The 18491-nt window shown below is 61.8% G+C and carries 18 protein-coding genes; 5 read left to right on the top strand and 13 right to left on the bottom strand.

Features of this window, described 5'->3' with window-relative positions:
- The first annotated feature begins 1 nt into the window (after window position 1).
- Together DXT74_RS21265 and DXT74_RS21270 are read left to right on the top strand one after the other, a co-directional pair.
- A complete protein-coding gene (locus DXT74_RS21265; RefSeq protein ID WP_019103421.1) occupies window positions 2–472 on the top strand; it encodes a Cd(II)/Pb(II)-responsive transcriptional regulator in 471 nt (156 codons plus the stop codon).
- On the top strand, window positions 469–1128 hold the full coding sequence (locus DXT74_RS21270; protein WP_114152214.1) for an OmpA family protein: 660 nt from the start codon (window positions 469–471) through the stop codon (window positions 1126–1128). Before DXT74_RS21265 ends, DXT74_RS21270 begins: the two co-directional genes overlap by 4 nt.
- A gap of 181 nt (window positions 1129–1309) precedes the next feature.
- Here the strand turns inward: DXT74_RS21270 and DXT74_RS21275 are convergent, their stop codons facing one another.
- Complete coding sequence (locus DXT74_RS21275; protein ID WP_052370280.1) at window positions 1310–1993, bottom strand: LrgB family protein; 684 nt, start codon at window positions 1991–1993, stop codon at window positions 1310–1312.
- A complete protein-coding gene (locus DXT74_RS21280) occupies window positions 1983–2414 on the bottom strand; it encodes a CidA/LrgA family protein (protein WP_019103418.1) in 432 nt (143 codons plus the stop codon). The genes DXT74_RS21275 and DXT74_RS21280 overlap by 11 nt, the downstream gene beginning before the upstream one ends.
- Before the next feature lie 121 nt (window positions 2415–2535).
- Here DXT74_RS21280 and DXT74_RS21285 point away from each other — a divergent pair, with 121 nt between their 5' ends.
- Together DXT74_RS21285 and DXT74_RS21290 are read left to right on the top strand one after the other, a co-directional pair.
- A complete protein-coding gene (locus tag DXT74_RS21285) occupies window positions 2536–3426 on the top strand; it encodes a LysR family transcriptional regulator (protein ID WP_081554345.1) in 891 nt (296 codons plus the stop codon).
- 27 nt (window positions 3427–3453) lie between these two features.
- Complete coding sequence (locus tag DXT74_RS21290) at window positions 3454–3906, top strand: LEA type 2 family protein (protein ID WP_019103416.1); 453 nt, start codon at window positions 3454–3456, stop codon at window positions 3904–3906.
- A 234-nt stretch (window positions 3907–4140) separates the two neighbouring features.
- Here DXT74_RS21290 and DXT74_RS21295 read toward each other — a convergent pair whose 3' ends face one another.
- Together DXT74_RS21295 and DXT74_RS21300 are read right to left on the bottom strand one after the other, a co-directional pair.
- Window positions 4141–4575 carry a hypothetical protein gene (locus DXT74_RS21295; protein ID WP_081554346.1) on the bottom strand — a complete coding sequence of 145 codons (435 nt, stop codon included), beginning with the start codon at window positions 4573–4575 and terminating at the stop codon, window positions 4141–4143.
- A gap of 271 nt (window positions 4576–4846) precedes the next feature.
- Window positions 4847–6733 carry a methyl-accepting chemotaxis protein gene (locus DXT74_RS21300; RefSeq protein WP_081554347.1) on the bottom strand — a complete coding sequence of 629 codons (1887 nt, stop codon included), beginning with the start codon at window positions 6731–6733 and terminating at the stop codon, window positions 4847–4849.
- A 291-nt stretch (window positions 6734–7024) separates the two neighbouring features.
- Between DXT74_RS21300 and DXT74_RS21305 the strand changes: the two genes are divergently transcribed.
- Window positions 7025–7669, top strand: coding sequence for a TetR/AcrR family transcriptional regulator (locus DXT74_RS21305; protein ID WP_019100709.1), 645 nt, complete (start codon window positions 7025–7027; stop codon window positions 7667–7669).
- Window positions 7670–7867: 198 nt separating this feature from the next.
- Here the strand turns inward: DXT74_RS21305 and sucD are convergent, their stop codons facing one another.
- The 9 genes from sucD to DXT74_RS21350 form a co-directional block, all read right to left on the bottom strand.
- A complete protein-coding gene (gene sucD / locus DXT74_RS21310) occupies window positions 7868–8752 on the bottom strand; it encodes a succinate--CoA ligase subunit alpha (protein ID WP_043592732.1) in 885 nt (294 codons plus the stop codon).
- A gap of 27 nt (window positions 8753–8779) precedes the next feature.
- On the bottom strand, window positions 8780–9952 hold the full coding sequence (gene sucC, locus DXT74_RS21315) for an ADP-forming succinate--CoA ligase subunit beta (protein ID WP_194426958.1): 1173 nt from the start codon (window positions 9950–9952) through the stop codon (window positions 8780–8782).
- Between the two features lie 199 nt (window positions 9953–10151).
- Window positions 10152–11585, bottom strand: coding sequence for a dihydrolipoyl dehydrogenase (lpdA, locus tag DXT74_RS21320; protein WP_081554349.1), 1434 nt, complete (start codon window positions 11583–11585; stop codon window positions 10152–10154).
- Between the two features lie 49 nt (window positions 11586–11634).
- Window positions 11635–11817, bottom strand: a complete 183-nt coding sequence (locus DXT74_RS21325; protein WP_019103256.1) for a hypothetical protein — start codon at window positions 11815–11817, stop codon at window positions 11635–11637.
- A gap of 54 nt (window positions 11818–11871) precedes the next feature.
- Window positions 11872–13107, bottom strand: coding sequence for a 2-oxoglutarate dehydrogenase complex dihydrolipoyllysine-residue succinyltransferase (gene odhB, locus DXT74_RS21330; RefSeq protein WP_043632325.1), 1236 nt, complete (start codon window positions 13105–13107; stop codon window positions 11872–11874).
- 52 nt (window positions 13108–13159) lie between these two features.
- Window positions 13160–15988, bottom strand: coding sequence for a 2-oxoglutarate dehydrogenase E1 component (locus tag DXT74_RS21335; RefSeq protein WP_043632322.1), 2829 nt, complete (start codon window positions 15986–15988; stop codon window positions 13160–13162).
- Window positions 15989–16187: 199 nt separating this feature from the next.
- On the bottom strand, window positions 16188–17480 hold the full coding sequence (gltA, locus tag DXT74_RS21340) for a citrate synthase (protein ID WP_039756047.1): 1293 nt from the start codon (window positions 17478–17480) through the stop codon (window positions 16188–16190).
- Window positions 17481–17533: 53 nt separating this feature from the next.
- On the bottom strand, window positions 17534–17782 hold the full coding sequence (locus tag DXT74_RS21345; protein ID WP_019103260.1) for a succinate dehydrogenase assembly factor 2: 249 nt from the start codon (window positions 17780–17782) through the stop codon (window positions 17534–17536).
- Complete coding sequence (locus DXT74_RS21350; protein ID WP_019103261.1) at window positions 17779–18489, bottom strand: succinate dehydrogenase iron-sulfur subunit; 711 nt, start codon at window positions 18487–18489, stop codon at window positions 17779–17781. The genes DXT74_RS21345 and DXT74_RS21350 overlap by 4 nt, the downstream gene beginning before the upstream one ends.
- Window positions 18490–18491: the final 2 nt, after the last annotated feature.

Below are 18491 nucleotides of genomic sequence, written 5' to 3' on the forward strand. Positions count from 1 at the left end.
GATGCTGATTGGAGAGCTGGCGCGCCAGACTGGCTGCGAAGTGGAAACCATACGTTATTACGAGCGTGAAGGCCTGCTGTCCGCGCCGCTGCGCAGCGCCTCCGGCTATCGCCGCTACAACGCCGAGCAATTGGGCGAACTGAATTTCATCCTGCACTGCCGTTCCTTGGGCATGTCGCTGGCCGACATCCGCCAGCTGGCCGCCTTCAAGGCCGACTCCTCGCTGGCCTGCGACGACATCAACCAACTGATAGACCGTCAGGTCAGCAAGGTCCATCAGCAAGTGGAAAGCTTGCGTCTGCTGGAACAACAGCTGCTGGCGCTGCGCGACCGCTGCCACGACCATCACACCGTGGCAGAATGCGGCATTCTGCAAACCCTGGTGGAAGCGTCCGAAGGCGAACCTTGTGTCTGTCACACGCCCTTCGGTCAGGACCCGCACCCTCACCCCCATTCCGTGGAGAAGCAATGACCCGTTTGTTCAAGCCCGCCACCGCCGCCGCGACTCTAGCCGCGCTGGCCCTGTCCGCCTGCACCACCAACCCTCAAACCGGCCAGACCGAAATCAGCAAGACCGCGCTCTACGGCCTGGGCGGCGCGGCGGCCTGCGGCCTGGTGGGCGCGCTGACCCATGGCGGCAAAGGCGCCCGCAATTCGGCGCTGGCCTGCGGCGCGATCGGCGCCGGCATCGGCGGCTATATGGATTACCAGGAAAAACAACTGCGCGAAAAGCTGAAGAACAGCCAGATCGCGGTCGAGCGCATTGGCGACCAGCTAAAACTCTCCCTGCCCGACAACATCACCTTCCCCACCAACGGCTATCAGTTGAACGCCAGGGTGCAAAAGCCGCTGGGCGATATCGCCGGCGTGCTGGTGCAATTCCCCGACACCTCGATCACCGTGGCCGGCCACACCGACAGCACCGGCGCCGCCGCCTACAACCAGACGCTGTCGGAGAAACGCGCTCAGTCGGTGACCGAATACCTGCAGGGTCAGGGCGTCAACTCGGTGCGGGTGCGCACCATGGGCTACGGCGCGACCCAACCGGTGGCCAGCAACGCCAGCGAAAGCGGCAAAGCCAAAAACCGCCGCGTGGAGATCATGATCACGCCGCAGCAAATGGGTTGAACCCGCGGCAGGCATCCAAGCCCGGCTCCGGCCGGGTTTTTTCACGCCCCAGGCGGCTGATGGGCAAAAAAAATGGGCCAACCCATTGGGTCGGCCCTAACAACGCTCGTTTGGGGAGATGAGGAGAAACCACCGCACGCCACCCCACGGGAATGCGGGTCACAACAAGTACACACACAAACTACAACAACAAACCTATCAGCGGCGCGGCGAACACCGTCGCCAAACCGCCCAGCATCATGGTCAGGCTGGCCACCACGCCTTCTTCCGCGCCCAGCTCGCTGGCCTTGGCGGTGCCGGCCGCGTGGGCGGCGGCGCCGAACAAGGCTCCGCGCGCCAGACTGGAACGCAGCGGCATCCAAGCCAGCATCACTTCGCCCAACAACATGCCGCACACCCCGGTCATCACCACGAACACCGCCGTCAGGTCCGGCGAAGCGCCAATGCCGGAGGCCGTGGCCAAAGCGAACGGAGTGCTGATCGATCGCGGAGCCAGGCTGCGCTGCAACAAGTCGGACAAGCCCAGCAGTCGCGCCAGCCAGATCGAGCTGAACACCGCCACCGGCATGCCCACCAGCACGCCGCAGCTCAGCGACAACCAGTGCCGGCGTATCATCGCCCGATGCTCGTAGATCGGCACCGCGAAAGCCACCGTGGCCGGCCCCAGCATCCAGGTCAGCCAACGGGTGTCTTCGAAATACACCCGGTACGGCACCTTGGCCAAGACCACCAGCGCAATCACCAACAGCGGCACCGCCAGAATCGGGGCGCTCCACCAGCTGCGCTTTTTCAGATAAAACTTTTTGACCAGTCCGTACAAAACAACGGTAATCAGCAAACTGGCCAGTGCAATCTCATGCTCCATGCGTCTTCACCTGTTTCTGGCGGCCATGCCAGCGCAGGGCCACTTCCAAGCGATAACATTTATCCACCACCCAGGAGGTCGCCGCCATCACCAACAAGGTGGACAACACGATGACCGCCACAATCCGCAGCCCGGCGGCCATGATCACGTCCGGGTACTGGATCACCGCCACGACGGCGGGGATGAAGAACAACAACATTTCAGCCAACAACCAGCGGGCGCCGCTGCGGCACCAGGCCAGTGGCAACCAGCCCAGCCAGAGCGCCGCCAGCACCAGGAACATCCCTAGCACGCCGGCAGGCACCGCTGGCAGGAAATGGCTGCTCAACTGGCTGGCCGCAATCCACACCACGCTCAGCAAGGCCACCTGACCGATGGTCAGCGCCACTTGCTTGAATGCGGAAAGATTCGGGTTTGCCATGATTGAGCCACTACACAACACAGGGAGTGATTCGAGTATAGAGCGCCGCCATACATTCAAAAAATGAATTAAAATTATTTCACGCATTCCAATCTGGAATGCATGATCCGGACAAGCACATATGGACATCCGCGCGCTGCGCTATTTCATCGAGGTGGTCAAACGCCAAAGCTTCACCAAGGCGGCCGAAGCCCTCTATGTGACTCAGCCCACCATCAGCAAGATGGTGCGCCAGTTGGAGGAGGAATTGGGCTGCCCGCTGATCCTGCGCGAGGGCCGCAGCTTCCGACTCACCGACGCCGGCCGTGCCACTTATGAGCGCGGCCTGGACGTCCTATCGGCGATGAACCAGTTGAAAACCGAGCTGTCCGACCTGTCTGCGCTCAAACGCGGCGAGCTGGTGGTCGGCCTGCCCCCCATGGTGGGCGTGGCCTTCTTCGCTCCGGTGGTCAGCAGCTTCCGCCAACGCTATCCGCAGATCGAACTGAAAATGGTGGAAGACGGCGCGCTGGCGATCGAGAGCAGCGTGCGCAGCGGCGAACTGGAAATCGGCGTGGCGGTGCTGCCGGTGGACAACCAGGCTTTCGATCAATTCGCCGTGGTGCGCGATCCGCTATGCCTCGTGGCGCCGGCCGGCTCGGAGTGGCGTGGGCAGAGCGTGGTGCGGCTGGAGCAGATCGCCAATCAGCCCTTTGTGCTCTACCCGCAGGACTTCACGCTGGCGCGCCGGGTCAGCGACGCCTTTCGCGAGCTGGGCCGCCCGCTGCATGTGGTGGGGCGCAGCGCGCATTGGGACTTCATCGTCGAACTGGTGTCGGCCCACATGGGCGTCACCCTGCTCCCGCGCTCCATCGTGGAACGGCTGGACCGCTCGGCCTACGATGTGATCCCGCTGGCCGAGCCCAAGCTGGTCTGGCACCTGGCGCTGATCTGGCAAAAGAACGGATACTTGTCGCATGCGGCCCGCGCCTGGCTGGCGGTAACCCGCGATGTGCTGGGCGGTTTGGAATAACGCCGGTCAACCCAAGGAACACCGAATATGAAACGATATCTGAGCGTCGCCCTGTTCGCCCTGCTGCTAAGCGGCTGCGCGGCCTTGAACTACCAGAAACCCCAAGTCAGCATCGCCGACGTCAAACCCGGCAAGGCCACGCTGTTCGAACAAAGCTTCGAAGTCAGCCTGCGGGTCAGCAACCCCAACAATCTGGCCTTGAACGCCAAGGGCATGACCCTGGAACTGAACGTGGCGGGAGAGAAGCTGGCCACGGGAGTCAGCAATCAGGCCATCGCCGTACCTGCGCTGGGCGAAGGCGTGGTCACGCTGCAATTGCACACCTCGCTGGCCGGCTGGCTGAAGCAGATAGGCAAGGCAATGGAGGCCGGCAACGGCGGCAAGCTGGAATACCAACTGAATGGCACGCTGGAAGACTTGAACGGCATGGGCCGAGTGCCCTTCCGCAGCAAGGGCGAGTGGAAGCTGCCCGGTCAGTAAGAACCTATCCACGATCCGCTGCGCAAGCTCGCGAGATCGTGAGCTTGCTCCCAATACCCGCAGCCCCGCCTGCCGGCGGGGCTAGTGCTTAGAACCTGTTCAAAGTCGCGCGAGCAAGAGCGTGACAAGGCGAAAACGAGCGAAAAAGCGGAATGGTCAAGTGGTACATGAGCATTTTGAGCTCGTGCTCACCGCGCAACGCTTCACGAAGCGCAGCGGGCTTTGACCAGATTCTTACTGCCGCGGCACCGCCACGCAGTTATTGCCGTCGAAGCTAACGGTTTCCACCAGTTGGCTCTTGGGATTGACCACGAAATTGGTGGTGCAGCTGTAATGGGTGGAACCACCGCCTATCATGCCGGTGTTGACCCACCGTCCCGGTGTTTCTATGGTCTTGGTCTGACCGTTCTCGTTGTAAGTCACCTTGGCGCCCGGTTCGTACACGCGGTTTTCACGCAGCGGCTCACGCTGGGTAAATTCCTTGCTGTAGGTGTAGAGCATATTGCCGTTCGGCATCTTCAGGGTTTTCTGCGGTGCGCCCCACTCCGCCAACAATTGATTCACATCACGCCCCTGCCAGTAATACGCCTTCTGCGCATAGCCTTCCTGTGTCGGAAAGATGCCGCAGGCGGTCAACAGCAGCGTCGACATCATCATCAGTCTTTTCATCCGAAATCCTTCAATCGCCGTTCACTATCAATAGCATAATAAAACGCCGGCCCCTGAACGGAGTCGGCGCTGTGTGACTGACCACGCGGAAGCCCGAGAGTTTCCTGACGCGAACAATTCCTGACTTAGAACCTTTTCAAAGTCTCGCGAGCAAGAGCGAGACAAGGCGAACACAGCAGAGAAAGCGGAGTGCACACACGGTACATGAGCATTTCGAAGTTGCATTCACCGAGCCACGTTTCACGACGCGTAGCGGATCGTGAACAGGTTCTTACAGCCTGAAGCGATTGAAGGTACTCTGCATCCCGCGCGCCAGATCGTTCAAGGCGCTCAGCGTCTGCATTGCCGATTGCAGCGCGGCGTCGGAGTCGATGATCTGGTTGTTGATCGACTCGGTGCTCTGCGCCATCGCGGTGGTGGCGTTGTGCTGCTCGCTGGTGGACAGGGCCACATCGCCGATCTTGTCTATCACTTGCTGCATCGCGTCGCCAATCGCGGTCAACCGCGCGCGCGCCTGGCCGGTCAGATCGACGCTGGCGTCCACCGCGCCGACAGTGGTATTCATGTTCTGCACCGCCTTGCCGGTTTCGCCCAGGATGTTTTCCACCATCTGACTGATCTCCACCGTTGCCTGCCCCGTGCGCTCGGCCAGCTTGCGCACTTCGTCGGCCACCACGGCAAAACCGCGGCCCTGCTCGCCGGCGCGCGCCGCCTCGATCGCCGCGTTCAAGGCCAACAGATTGGTCTGATCGGCAATGTCGCGGATTACATTGGTGATCTTGGAGATCTCCTGCGAGCGCTGTTCCAGCGAGGCCAGCAGGCTGGACAGTTCGCCCACCGATTCGCTGGTGCGCGACATCTCGCTGCTGATGCGCTGCATATCGTTGGCGCTCTCGCGCGAATGTTCGCCGGTATTGCGCGCCAGGCTATCGGTTTCGCGGGTGGCGTCGGCGATGTGGGAGATGCTCACCGTCACTTCTTCGATCGCCGCCGCGTTGGAGCTGGAAATGTCCGCCAGCACGTGAGAATCATCGGCCAGGCGTTTCACCGCGCCGCTGACTTCGATCACGCCTTGGGTCAGTTGCCCGGCTTCGTCGCGCAGTTCGCGGAACATGCCGTTCAGGCGTTGCACAAACTGGTTGAAGGCTTGCGCGGTCTGCGCCACTTCATCCTCGCCAGCCACTTCGATGCGGCGGGTCAGGTCGCCTTCGCCTTGCGAGATTTCGCGCATCGCGTCGCGGACCTGGAACAGGCCTTTGAGCAAGCGGCCCAGATAAGCGGAGCTGAAGGTCAGCATCACAACCAACACGATGGCGACGGCCCCGGCGATCAGCCAGATGATGCCGTTGACCTGGGAAGAGATCACCTCTTCATCCGCGGCCACGCCCATCACCCAGTCGGAGCCGGCGATTGGTCGCAAGGCCACCATATAAGCGCCGCCGTCTATATCCACGCTCTTGGCTTGATCGCTTTGCAGCAGGCTGGCGAAAGCGGCGTCGTCCAGCGCCGGAATCACGCTGCCGATGGGCTTGAGTTCATTGCCCGGCTTGGGGTAGGCGATGATCTTGCCCTGTTTGGTCAGCAGAAAGGCATGGCCTTTGCCGGCCAGCTTGATGTCCAGCACCGACTTGACCAGCTTGTCGATCAGAATATCGCCGCCCACCACGATGTCCTGGCCCTTGACCTTGTCGGCGATGGTGATCACCAGTTTGTCCTTGGTTTCCGGTTCGGAGTCCTTGTACGGGTCGGTGACGATCAGGCCGTCCTGAGCCTTGGATTGCTGGAACCACGGACGTTGCGCCGGCTGGTAGTCGGCGCTGGGCTTGGGACGACCCGGCACCGAGTATTTCATGTCGCCGGTCGCGCCGTTGCCGGCGTATATCACGTTGAAGCCGCCGCCCTTGGCCAACTGCTGCAGATAGTAGCTGACCTGCGCGTCGTCGGCGTGGCTGAGGCTGGCGCTGATCAGATTCTTGCGAACCGACAGCCATTCGGACACGAAGCCGCCCTGTAGCTGGGCGACCTGGTTGATCTCCCGCTCAGCTTCTTGATAAGCGTGGGAGCGGATATTCAGGCAGGCGGTGATGGTGATGCTGAGCGTGGCGACCAGAATGGACACCGCTGTCAGCAGCGTGAGCTTGTGACGGATGGAGCGCATGATAAGCCGTTGCTGATAAAAGCGTTATTATCCGTCATACGAGATGTCATGCATTGTTAAAAATAACAATGTCTTTAAATATTTGCGCATGTTTTAAATCAAACAACTACATCAATCATGCATTTCAAATACTCGCAAGGCCTGTAAACCCTACCCTGCCCACGCTTGCGTCACAAAATGTCGACAATTTGCCCTAACCACGACAATTTCACCTCAATTTGAGCGATACTTGCGCCTGGACGCGGCCACGGCAATGGGCTGCGCCCGGTTATTAGACAGAAAGGGGCCAAAATGAGTAAAAGCGGCGAACGGTCGCAAACCTTTCAAAACATCATTGACGCCAGCCTGCAGCTGTTCAACCAGGAGGGCGAGCGCGTCATTACCACCAATCATATCGCCGAGCGGATGAATATCAGCACCGGCAAGTTGTACTATCACTTCCGCAATAAGGAAGAGATCATCAGCGAGCTATACCAGCGCTACGTCAAAGGCATGGCGGAGCAGCTGTCGGCCGCGCTCCGGCACAGCAACTCGATCGAGGCGATGGTGGGAGCGATGGAAAAAACGCTGCGGCACATTTGGAGCTTCCGCTTCCTGCCCAAAAGCATGCCCAGCCTGTACTACCTGCACCCGGAACTGGCGGAAAATCACCAGCAGTTGTCCCGTGGCCAGTTGGCCGGCAAGCTGGCCCAATTGTTCGCCCGCCTGCGCGAACAGGGCGTGCTGCTGGGCGACGACAAGCAACTGGCTCATCTGGTCCAGCACTTTCAGATGGTGCAGACTGGCTGGGTAACCACGCTCAAGCACTCCGCCACGCCCAGCGAGCTGGAGCGCATGGTAAAAGACGGCTGTCGCAGCCTGCTCTATCTGCTGACGCCTTACGTCGATCCGCGCTACCGGCCGCCGTTCGACCGCGTCTGCGCGCGCTACGCCTGAACGGCGACGCATAAAAAAACACCCCTGGCGAGCCAGGGGTGTTTTGCATGCGGCCTTAGAATCCATCCACGATCTCGCGAGCTAGAGCGAGACAAGGCGAAAGCGCCCAAGAAAGCGGAATGTACACCTGGTACATGAGCATTTCGCAGTCGCTTTCAACACCGTATCGCTGAAGCGCGGCAGATCGTGAACCGCTTCTTAGATCATGCCCTTGCTTTTCAGCAGTTCAAACATCGTCTTGCCGATTTCCGCCGGGCTGCGGGTGTAGGCGATGCCGGCCTTCTCGAAGGCCTTGAACTTCTCTTCCGCCGTGCCCTTGCCGCCGGAGATGATGGCGCCCGCATGGCCCATGCGCTTGCCCTTGGGAGCCGTCACGCCGGCGATGTAGCCGACCACCGGCTTGGTCACGTAGGACTTGGCGAACTCGGCCGCTTCTTCCTCGGCGGAACCGCCGATTTCGCCGATCATCACGATGGCGTCGGTGTCCGGATCATCCTGGAACAGTTTCAGCGCGTCGATGTGGCTGGTGCCCGGGATCGGGTCGCCGCCGATGCCGATGCAGGTGGACTGGCCCAGACCCAGCGCGGTGGTTTGCGCCACGGCTTCATAGGTCAGAGTGCCGGAACGGGACACGATGCCGATGCGGCCCGGGTTGTGAATGTGCCACGGCATGATGCCGATCTTGCACTCGCCCGGGGTGATGATGCCGGGGCAGTTCGGGCCGATCAGGCGGATGCCGGCTTCGTCCACGGCTTTCTTCACGTACAGCATGTCCAGGGTGGGCACGCCTTCGGTGATGCAGACGATCAGCTTCACGCCGCTGTCGATGGCTTCCAGGATGGAATCCTTGGCGAAGGCCGCGGGCACGTAGATCACCGAGGCGTCTGCCTGGGTCTGACGCACGGCGTCCTTCATGGTGTTGAACACCGGCAGGCCCAGATGCTCGGAACCGCCTTTGCCCGGGGTTACGCCGCCTACGACCTTGGTGCCCACTTTCAACGCCTGCTCGGCGTGGAAAGTGCCGTTCTTGCCGGTGAAGCCTTGCACCAGCACTTTGGTGTCTTTGTTTACCAATACGCTCATTTTGTATTCCTCAGCTCAGTGCGGGTCTCAGGCAGCGGCCTTGACGGCGGCGACGATCTTCTCGGCAGCGTCGTTCAGACCCTGGGCGGAAGTCAGTTTCAGACCGGAGTCGTCCAGGATCTTGGCGCCCAGCTCGGCGTTGTTGCCTTCCAGACGCACCACGACCGGCACGGTCACGTTCACTTCCTTCACCGCGGCGATGATGGCTTCGGCGATCATGTCGCAACGCACGATACCGCCGAAGATATTGATCAGCACGCCCTGCACCGAGGTGTCGGCCAGGATCAGCTTGAAGGCTTCGATCACGCGCTCTTTGGTGGCGCCGCCGCCCACGTCCAGGAAGTTGGCCGGTTGGCCACCCTTCAGCTTGATGATGTCCATGGTGGCCATCGCCAGGCCGGCGCCGTTCACCATGCAGCCGATATTGCCTTCCAGCGCCACGTAGTTCAGGTCAAACTCGGAAGCTTTCACTTCGCGTTCGTTTTCCTGGCTCTTGTCGCGTTGCGCCAGCAGTTCCGGGTGGCGGTACAGCGCGTTGGAGTCCAGGTTGATCTTGCCGTCCACGCAGGCCAGCTGGCCGTTTTCACGCAGTGCCAGCGGGTTCACTTCGAACAGGGCGAAGTCGTTTTCGACGAAGGCCTTGTAGGCGCCCAGCATCAGCTTGGTGAAGGCGGCAACTTGCTCGCCCTTCAGTTCCAGCGCGAAAGCGGCGTCGCGAGCCTGGAACGGCTGCATGCCCACCAAGGGATCGATCTCGATCTTGATGATCTTTTCCGGGGTTTCCTCGGCTACTTTCTCGATTTCCACGCCGCCTTCGGTGGACACCATGAACACCACGCGCTGGCTGCCGCGGTCAACCACGGCGCCCAGGTAGAGTTCGCGCTGCACCGGGTACATGTCTTCGCACACCAGCACGCTGTTCACCGGCTGGCCGGCGGCGTCGGTCTGGTAGGTCACCAGGCTCTTGCCGATCAGGCCCTTGGCCACTTCGGCGGCTTCTTCGCGGCTTTTCACCACTTTCACGCCACCGGCCTTGCCGCGGCCGCCGGCATGCACCTGAGCCTTGACGACGGCGAATTTGCCGCCCAGTTTATCGTAAGCGGCAGCGGCTTCTTCCGGCGTAGCGGCCAGAATGCCCTGTTGCACCGGCAGGCCGTATTTGGCCAGCAGCTCTTTCGCTTGGTATTCGTGCAGGTTCATCTATGGTTTCCTTTCGGAGAAATGGATGGCGGGCTGAAACCGACGCCCCTATTTCTTTGAGTCGCTTGTAAACCTTTAATGTATCTGGCGCGCGCCGTCACCCCCCAGGCTGACCGGCGTCGCCGCATACTCCGTCAACCGGCCCCCAAGGGAGCCGTTTTGCCGAGCCGTGCGCGATTGTACACGACCCGGCGAACGCTTAGCCGTGCAAGGCGCGCTTGTCGGCGGCCAGAGCGGCTTCGTGTATCACTTCGGACAAGGACGGGTGAGCGTGGACAATGCGCGCCAGGTCTTCGCTGGCGGCCTTGAACTCCATCGACACCACGCCTTCGCTGACCAGCTCGGACACCATCGGGCCTATCATGTGCAGGCCCAGGATGCGGTCGGTCTTGGCGCAGGCCAGGATCTTGACCGTGCCTTGCGCTTGGCCCAGGCCCAGCGCGCGGCCGTTGGCGCCGAAACCGGAAGTGCCCTTCTTGTACTCTACGCCCTCGGCCTTCAGTTGCTCCTCGGTCTTGCCAACCCAGGCGATCTCCGGAGAAGTGTAGATCACCCACGGAATCACGCCGAAATCCACGTGCGGCTTCTGGCCGGCGATGCGCTCGGCCACGGCCACGCCCTCTTCCGAGGCCTTGTGCGCCAGCATCGGGCCGCGCACCACGTCGCCGATCGCCCATACATTAGGCAGATTGGTGTGGCAATGGTCGTCCACCGCCACGAAGCCGCGCTCGTCCAGTTGCAGGCCCACCGCGTCGGCGCCCAGGCCCTGAGTGTTGGGCACGCGGCCAATGGAGACAATCAGCTTGTCGAACTCGGCCTTGACTGCTTCGCCGTTCAGTTCGTAGTTGACGGTGACGCTCTTCTTGCCGGCCTTCACTTCGCCGATTTTGACGCCCAGCTTGATGTCCAGGCCGGTGTCCTTGGTCAGGGTCTTGAAAGCTTCTTTGGCGATCTGCTGGTCCGCGGCGGCGAGGAAGGTCGGCATCGCTTCCAGGATGGTCACTTCGGCGCCCAAACGCTTCCAGACGGAGCCCATTTCCAGGCCGATCACGCCGGCGCCGATCACGCCCAGGCGCTTCGGCACATCCGTCAGCGCCAGCGCGCCCTCGTTGTCCAACACCAGCTTGTTGTCGGTGGCCAGGCCCGGCAGCGCGCGCGGGCTGGAACCAGTGGCCACGATCACATGGCCGGCTTCCAGGGTGTCCACCACCTTGCCGCCGTCGCTGACCTCGATCACCCACTTATCGCCTTGACGGCCCTTGAAGCTGGCCAGGCCGTGAATGTTGGCGACCTTGTTCTTCTTGAACAGGAAGCTGATGCCCGCGGCGTTCTTGGTGATGATGTCGGTCTTGCGCGAAATCATCTGCGCCACGTCCATCTTGGCGCCGGAGACGCTGATGCCGTGCTTGGCGAAATCATGCTGCACCGCGTGGAAGTTTTCCGACGACTGCAGCAGCGCCTTGGACGGAATGCAACCGACGTTCAGGCAGGTGCCGCCCAGCGACGCCTTGCCTTCCGGGTTTTTGAACGCATCCACGCAGGCGGTGTTGAAACCCAGCTGGGCGGCGCGGATGGCGGCTACGTAACCGCCGGGGCCGCCGCCGATCACCACTACATCAAACGATTGGCTCATCTTGTTTTCCTTTGTCGGTGGCGGGCGCGCGGCCCGCCGGCTGCCTGGTCTACTTGCCGACCTTCAGCAGCAGAATGCCGAATGCGATCATGAACAGACAGAGAATGCTTTTGCCGATCAAGCTGTACAGGTCTTCGCGCACGCCGTTTTGGCGTTTTTTCCAGGTCAGCCAGCCTATGGCCACGCCGGCCAGGATGGCGGCAATTCCGTAAAACCAGTCGGGCAACTGCATTCAAGCTCCATTCATCGCAAGACAGGCCGGGAGCGCGCCCCCGGCCGCGGGTGATTACAAGTCGAGGATCAGGCGGGCCGGATCTTCAATCGCGTCCTTGATCGCCACCAGGCTCAGCACGGCTTCGCGGCCGTCGATGATGCGGTGGTCGTAGGATTGGGCAAGATACATCATCGGACGTACCACCACTTGACCGTTCTCAACCACGGCGCGCTCCTTGGTGGCGTGCATGCCCAGAATCGCGGACTGCGGCGGGTTGATGATGGGGGTGGACATCATCGAACCGAAGGTGCCGCCGTTGGAGATGGTGTAGGTGCCGCCGGTCAGTTCTTCCACGGTCAGCTTGCCTTCCTGGGCGCGCTTGCCGAAGTCGGCGATCTGCTTCTCGATGTCGGCCAGGCTCAGTTGGTCGGCATTGCGGATCACCGGCACCACCAGGCCGCGCGGGCTGCCCACGGCCACGCCGATGTCGAAGTAGCCGTGATAGATGATGTTGTTGCCGTCCACCGAGGCGTTGACGATCGGGTATTTCTTCAGCGCGGCGACCACGGCCTTGACGAAGAAGCCCATGAAGCCCAGCTTGATGCCGTGCTCCTTCTCGAAGCGGTCCTTGTACTTGGCGCGCAGGTCCATCACCGGCTTCATGTTCACTTCATTGAAGGTCGTGAGGATGGCGTTGGTCTGCTGCGACAGGATCAGGCGTTCAGCCACGCGCTGACGCAGACGGGACATCGGCACGCTCTGTTCCGGACGATCGGACAGGATGGCGGCGACGTTGACCGCGGCCGGGGTGGCGGACAGCGCGGCACCGGCGGCGGCCGGAGCCAGCACCGGGCCGGCCTGGGCCGGAGCGGCTTGCTTGGCGGCCTGCACGTCTTCCTTCAACACGCGGCCGTCGCGGCCGGAGCCGGCCACCTTGGACAGGTCCACGCCGGTTTCCGCGGCCAGTTTGGCGGCGGACGGCATGGCGGCGGCGCCTGCCGGGGCGGCGGCGGGTGCCGGAGCAGCAGCCGGCGCGGCCGCGGCGGCCGGAGCCACATCGCCGGCCTTGGCGGCGGTGTCGATCTTGGCGATCAGTTGGCCGGACACCACGGTGGCGCCGTCTTCCACGATGATTTCAACGATCACGCCTGCCTGCGGCGCCGGCAGTTCCAGCACCACTTTGTCGGTTTCCAGATCGATCAGGTTCTCGTCGCGGCTGACGGCTTGGCCAACCTTCTTGTGCCAGCTCATCAGCGTGGCTTCGGATACGGACTCGGGCAGTTGCGGGACGGTGACTTCAATCAGCATGTTCTTCTCCATGTAGAGGCAGCCCTCCGGCTGCCTCGAACTCATTCAGTGGTTATTTGGCGACCGACATGGCTTCTTCAACGAAAGCCTTGAGTTGGGCGACGTGTTTGCTCATATAGCCTACGGCCGGGGAAGCGGACGACGGACGGCCGGCGAACGACAAGGACTGCTTGGCGCCCAGCAGGCCTTCCAGGCGGTGACGGATCTGGTACCACGCGCCCTGGTTGCGCGGCTCTTCCTGCACCCACATCACTTCGCGAGCCTGCGGGAAGCGCGCCAGCTCGGCGGCCACCTGCTCGGTCGGGAACGGGTAGAGCTGCTCGATGCGCACGATGGCGATATCTTCGTCCAGGCCGCGTTCCTTGCGGGCGGCGGCAAGGTCGTAATACACCTGGCCGGCGCACAGCAACACGCGCTTGACCTTCTTGGCGTCCTGCACCACCGAGTCGCCTATCACCGGGCGGAAGCTTCCGCTGGTGAACGCTTCGATCGGGCTCATCGAATCCTTGAAGCGCAGCAGACGCTTGGACAGGAAGATGACCAGCGGCTTGCGGTACGGCCGCAGCACCTGGCGACGCAGCATGTGGAACATCTGCGAGGCTTCGGACGGCATCACCACCTGCATATTGTGCTCGGCGCACAGTTGCAGCCAACGCTCCAGGCGCGCGGACGAGTGCTCCGGGCCCTGGCCGTCGTAGCCGTGCGGCAGGATGGTGGTCAGGCCGCACAGACGGCCCCACTTGGTCTCGCCGGAGGAAATGAACTGGTCGATGGCCACCTGGGCGCCGTTGGCGAAGTCGCCGAACTGAGCTTCCCAAATCACCAGCTGATCCGGAGCGGAACAGGCATAACCGTATTCATAGGCCAGCACCGCTTCTTCGTTCAGGATGGAGTCGATCACCAGGAAATCAGCCTGGTTGTCAGACATATTGCGCAGCGGCACGTAGCTGCCCTGGTCCCAGCTCTCGCGGTTCTGGTCGTGCAGCACGGCGTGGCGGTGGCTGAAGGTGCCGCGACCGGAGTCTTCGCCGGACAGGCGCACGCCAAAACCGTTGGTCACCAGGCTGGCGTAAGCCAGGGTCTCGGCCATGCCCCAGTCCGCGTTCTGCTCGCCGGCGGCCATCGCCTTGCGCGCGGCCAGCACCTTCTGCACCGTCGGGTGCAGCTTGAAGCCCTCCGGCAGCGAGGTGAACTTGTCGGTCAGGCGCTGGATGTCGGCCTGCGGCAAGGAGGTGTCGGTCGGGTGCGCCCAGTGGGTGCCCAGGTACTGGCTGAAGTCCAGTGCGTGCTCGCGCTTGTAGTTGGTCAGCGCGGTCTGCTCTACGTGCTCGCCCTTGTCCAGCGCGTCGCGGTAGGCCTGGATTTGCGCGTCGGCTTCTTCCGCCTTCAGCACGCCTTCCTGCACCAGACGCTCGGCGTACATCGCGCGCACGCCCTGATGCTTGGCGATCTTCTTGTACATCATCGGCTGGGTCAGGAAGGGATCGTCGCCCTCGTTGTGGCCCAGTTTGCGGTAGCACACCAGATCGATGACCACGTCCTTCTTGAAGGTCATGCGGTAGTCCAGCGCGGCCTGCATCACATAGCAGACGGCTTCCGGATCATCGCCGTTGACGTGGAAGATCGGCGCTTCGATCATCTTGGCCACGTCGGTGCAGTACATCGTCGAACGGATATCGCGGGTGTCCGAGGTGGTGAAGCCCACCTGGTTGTTGATCACGATGTGGATGGTGCCGCCAGTGCCGTAGCCGCGAGTCTGCGACAGGTTGAAAGTGCCCTGGTTGACGCCCAGACCGCCAAAGGCGGAGTCGCCGTGAATCAATACCGGCACCGCGGTCTTGCGTTCCGTGTCCTTGCGGCGCTCTTGACGCGCGCGCACCGAGCCCTCCACTACCGGGTTGACGATCTCCAGGTGAGAAGGGTTGAAGGCCAGCGACACATGCATCGGGCCGTCGGCGGTCGGGATGTCAGACGAGAAGCCCATGTGGTACTTCACGTCGCCGGAAGCCATTTGCTGGGCGGCCTTGCCTTCGAACTCGGCGAACAGGTCGCGCGGCAGCTTGCCCAAGGTGTTGACCAGCACGTTCAAACGGCCGCGGTGAGCCATGCCGATGATCAGTTCCTGCACGCCCTGGCCGGTGGCGTTCTGGATAAGATGGTCCAGCGCGGCGATGGCCGACTCGCCGCCTTCCAGCGAGAAGCGCTTCTGGCCGACGTATTTGGTGTGCAGATAGCGTTCCAGCGTCTCGGCGGCGGTGATCTGCTTCAGGATGCGCTGCTTCTTGGCCGCGTCGTAATGCGGTGTGGACAGGTCGCCCTCGAAGCGCTTTTGCACCCAATGCTTTTCATCCGACTTGGTGATGTGCATGTACTCGACGCCGATATTGCCGCAGTAGGTCTGCTTCAGACGCGCCAGAATGTCGGACAGCGGCATCTTCTGCGGGCCCACCAGCGAGCCGGCGTTGAATTGCACCGCCATATCGGCCCCGGTCAGTCCATGGGTAGCCGGATCCAGTTCGCGCACCAGTTCCTGATCCATGCGCTTGAGCGGGTCCAGGTTGGCCTGGCGGCTGCCCAGCACGCGGTAGGCGGAAATCAGTTTCAGCACCCCCACCTGCTTTTGCATGGTGTCCCATTCAGCCCCGCTGCTGGCGCGCTGGCCGGCGGCCGGCTTCTTGGCCAGCTGAATGAAGGATTCCTGGATCGGCATGTGCGGCACATCGCGTTCGGCAGCGCCCGGCGCTTGCGCCAGCTTGTCGAAATAGTCGCGCCACTCATTCGGAACGGAATTGGCGTCAGCGAGGTACTGTTCGTACAGCTCCTCGATGAACGGTGCATTCCCACCGAACAGGTAAGAATGGCTGTACATGGATTGCATCATGGGGCTACCCTTTGTCGTTTCTGTTCGGAATCCGGCCAGCTACGCCCTGGCGCGAACTCCCTGTTGCAGCATGGGGAAAACGCTATCGGAAAAACTTTTTTGTTGTGCTTCCCATAACATTCTGACCCTGCCCCGGCCCGCCTTCGGGCCGGAAAAAAAGGCTGACTGAAGCCCTGCTCCAGCCAACCCTCGTTCCTGCTTACTTGCGTTTCTCCACCGGGGTGAAATCGCGGCGGGGCGCGCCGGTGTACAACTGGCGCGGACGGCCGATTTTCATCGCCGGGTCGGAAATCATTTCGCTCCAGTGAGCAATCCAGCCCACGGTGCGGGCCAGCGCGAAGATCGGAGTGAACATCGATACCGGGATGCCGATCGCCGACAGCACGATGCCGGAGTAGAAATCCACGTTCGGGTACAGCTTGCGCTCGATGAAATACGGATCGGACAGCGCGATCTTTTCCAGCTCCATCGCCAGCTTGAACTTGGGATCGTTGTGCAGGCCCAGCTCGTTCAGCACTTCGTCGCAGGTCTGCTTCATGATGGAGGCGCGCGGGTCCATGTTCTTGTACACGCGGTGGCCGAAGCCCATCAGTTTGTAGCGCTTGTCCTTCACGCCTTGCATGAAGTCGGCCACGTTTTCCACGCTGCCGATCTCGTCCAGCATCTTCAGCACGGCTTCGTTGGCGCCGCCGTGAGACGGGCCCCACAGGCAGGCGATGCCCGCGGCGATGCAGGCGAAGGGATTGGCCCCGGAGGAGCCGGCCAGACGCACGGTGGAGGTGGAAGCGTTCTGCTCATGGTCCGCGTGCAGAGTGAAGATGCGGTCCAGCGCGCGCGCCAGCACCGGGTTCACCTTGTACTCTTCGCACGGGGTGGAGAACATCATGTGCAGGAAGTTTTCCGCGTAGGTCAGGCCGTTTTTCGGGTAGGAGAACGGCAGGCCCTTGTTGTAGCGGTAAGCTTGCGCGGCGATGGTCGGCAGCTTGGCCACCAGGCGATGCGCGGAAATGCGGCGATGTTCCGGATTGGAGATGTCCAAGGAGTCATGGTAGAAGGCGGACAGCGCGCCCACCACGCCCACCATCACGGCCATCGGATGCGCGTCGCGGCGGAAGCCCTTGAACAGGCTCATCAGCTGATCATGCAGCATATTGTGGCGCATGATGCCGCGTTCGAATTCCTTGCGCTGCGCCGCGGTCGGCAGCTCGCCGTTCAACAGCAGGTAGCAGACTTCAAGATAATCGCTTTTCTCGGCGAGTTGCTCGATCGGGTAGCCGCGGTAGTAGAGCTGCCCCAGATCGCCGTCGATGAAGGTGATGCCGGACTCGCAGCTGGCGGTGGCCAGGAAGCCCGGGTCGAACGTGAACATGCCGGTTTTGGAGAAGGTGCGGATGTCTACGACATCCGGCCCCAAAGTGCCGCTCTGGACCGGCAAATCCAGAGTTTCCTTACCCTCGTTGTATGTGAGCGTTACTTTGCGATTAGTTTCCACAGCAATACTCCCAGTCGGTTTATGGTCGTTGTAATTGGGGTGATGCATAGCCGTCAGAGCGAGCGGAGAATCGCCACGATGGCCATCTCTTCCGGATCGTCCAAATCGGCCTTGCCGCTGACGACATCCAGAAAATCGGTATCGGGCAAATCCAGCAACCGCCTATAAGCCTCAATCTCGGCCGGGGCCAACTGGTCGAAGGGGCCGGCGAAGAACTTCTCCAACACCAGATCCAGCTCCAGTAGCCCCCGCCGGGACCGCCAACGGATCCGCTTGAGTTCAATCGGATCGTAGGCGGTCATACTGCACGCTTGACCATCAGGTCCTTGATCTTGCCAATCGCCTTGGTCGGATTCAGGCCCTTGGGACACACGTCCACGCAGTTCATGATGGTGTGGCAACGGAACAAGCGGTACGGATCTTCCAGGTTGTCCAGACGCTCCTTGGTGGCTTCGTCGCGCGTGTCCGCGATGAAGCGGTAGGCGGCCAACAGACCGGCCGGACCGACGAACTTGTCCGGGTTCCACCAGAAGGACGGGCAGGACGTCGAGCAGCAAGCGCACAGAATGCACTCGTACAGGCCGTCCAGTTCCTTGCGGTCTTCCGGCGACTGCTTGCGTTCGCGCTCCGGCGGCGGCGTGTCGTTGATCACGTAGGGCTTGATCGAGTGGTACTGCTTGAAGAACTGAGTCATGTCCACGATCAGATCGCGGATCACCGGCAGACCCGGCAGCGGACGCAGCTCGATCGGCTGTTTCAGGTCGCGGAAGTCGGTCAGGCAGGCCAGGCCGTTCTTGCCGTTGATGTTCATCGCGTCGGAACCGCAGACGCCTTCGCGACAGGAGCGACGGAAGCTCAGCGTGTCGTCCTTCACCTTCAGCTTCACCAGCGCATCCAGCAGCTTGTGCTCGGTGGAGCTCATCTCCACGCTGATGTCCTGCATGTACGGCTTGGCATCGGTTTCCGGGTTGTAGCGGTAGATGCGGAATTTGACGGTTTCGGTAGTCATCT

It is taken from the genome of Chromobacterium sp. Rain0013, assembly GCF_015291765.1.
Lineage (GTDB): Bacteria > Pseudomonadota > Gammaproteobacteria > Burkholderiales > Chromobacteriaceae > Chromobacterium > Chromobacterium haemolyticum.

Bases quoted from the DNA above. Each gene is read 5' to 3' on its own strand.
- DXT74_RS21335 (WP_043632322.1), bottom strand. From the start codon at position 15,988: ATGATGCAATCCATGTACAGCCATTCTTACCTGTTCGGTGGGAATGCA.
- DXT74_RS21300 (WP_081554347.1), bottom strand. From the start codon at position 6,733: ATGCGCTCCATCCGTCACAAGCTCACGCTGCTGACAGCGGTGTCCATT.
- sucD (WP_043592732.1), bottom strand. From the start codon at position 8,752: ATGAGCGTATTGGTAAACAAAGACACCAAAGTGCTGGTGCAAGGCTTC.
- DXT74_RS21345 (WP_019103260.1), bottom strand. From the start codon at position 17,782: ATGACCGCCTACGATCCGATTGAACTCAAGCGGATCCGTTGGCGGTCC.
- DXT74_RS21350 (WP_019103261.1), bottom strand. From the start codon at position 18,489: ATGACTACCGAAACCGTCAAATTCCGCATCTACCGCTACAACCCGGAA.
- DXT74_RS21290 (WP_019103416.1), top strand. From the start codon at position 3,454: ATGAAACGATATCTGAGCGTCGCCCTGTTCGCCCTGCTGCTAAGCGGC.
- sucC (WP_194426958.1), bottom strand. From the start codon at position 9,952: ATGAACCTGCACGAATACCAAGCGAAAGAGCTGCTGGCCAAATACGGC.
- odhB (WP_043632325.1), bottom strand. From the start codon at position 13,107: ATGCTGATTGAAGTCACCGTCCCGCAACTGCCCGAGTCCGTATCCGAA.
- lpdA (WP_081554349.1), bottom strand. From the start codon at position 11,585: ATGAGCCAATCGTTTGATGTAGTGGTGATCGGCGGCGGCCCCGGCGGT.
- DXT74_RS21295 (WP_081554346.1), bottom strand. From the start codon at position 4,575: ATGAAAAGACTGATGATGATGTCGACGCTGCTGTTGACCGCCTGCGGC.
- DXT74_RS21275 (WP_052370280.1), bottom strand. From the start codon at position 1,993: ATGGAGCATGAGATTGCACTGGCCAGTTTGCTGATTACCGTTGTTTTG.
- DXT74_RS21325 (WP_019103256.1), bottom strand. From the start codon at position 11,817: ATGCAGTTGCCCGACTGGTTTTACGGAATTGCCGCCATCCTGGCCGGC.
- DXT74_RS21270 (WP_114152214.1), top strand. From the start codon at position 469: ATGACCCGTTTGTTCAAGCCCGCCACCGCCGCCGCGACTCTAGCCGCG.
- DXT74_RS21285 (WP_081554345.1), top strand. From the start codon at position 2,536: ATGGACATCCGCGCGCTGCGCTATTTCATCGAGGTGGTCAAACGCCAA.
- DXT74_RS21305 (WP_019100709.1), top strand. From the start codon at position 7,025: ATGAGTAAAAGCGGCGAACGGTCGCAAACCTTTCAAAACATCATTGAC.
- DXT74_RS21280 (WP_019103418.1), bottom strand. From the start codon at position 2,414: ATGGCAAACCCGAATCTTTCCGCATTCAAGCAAGTGGCGCTGACCATC.
- DXT74_RS21265 (WP_019103421.1), top strand. From the start codon at position 2: ATGCTGATTGGAGAGCTGGCGCGCCAGACTGGCTGCGAAGTGGAAACC.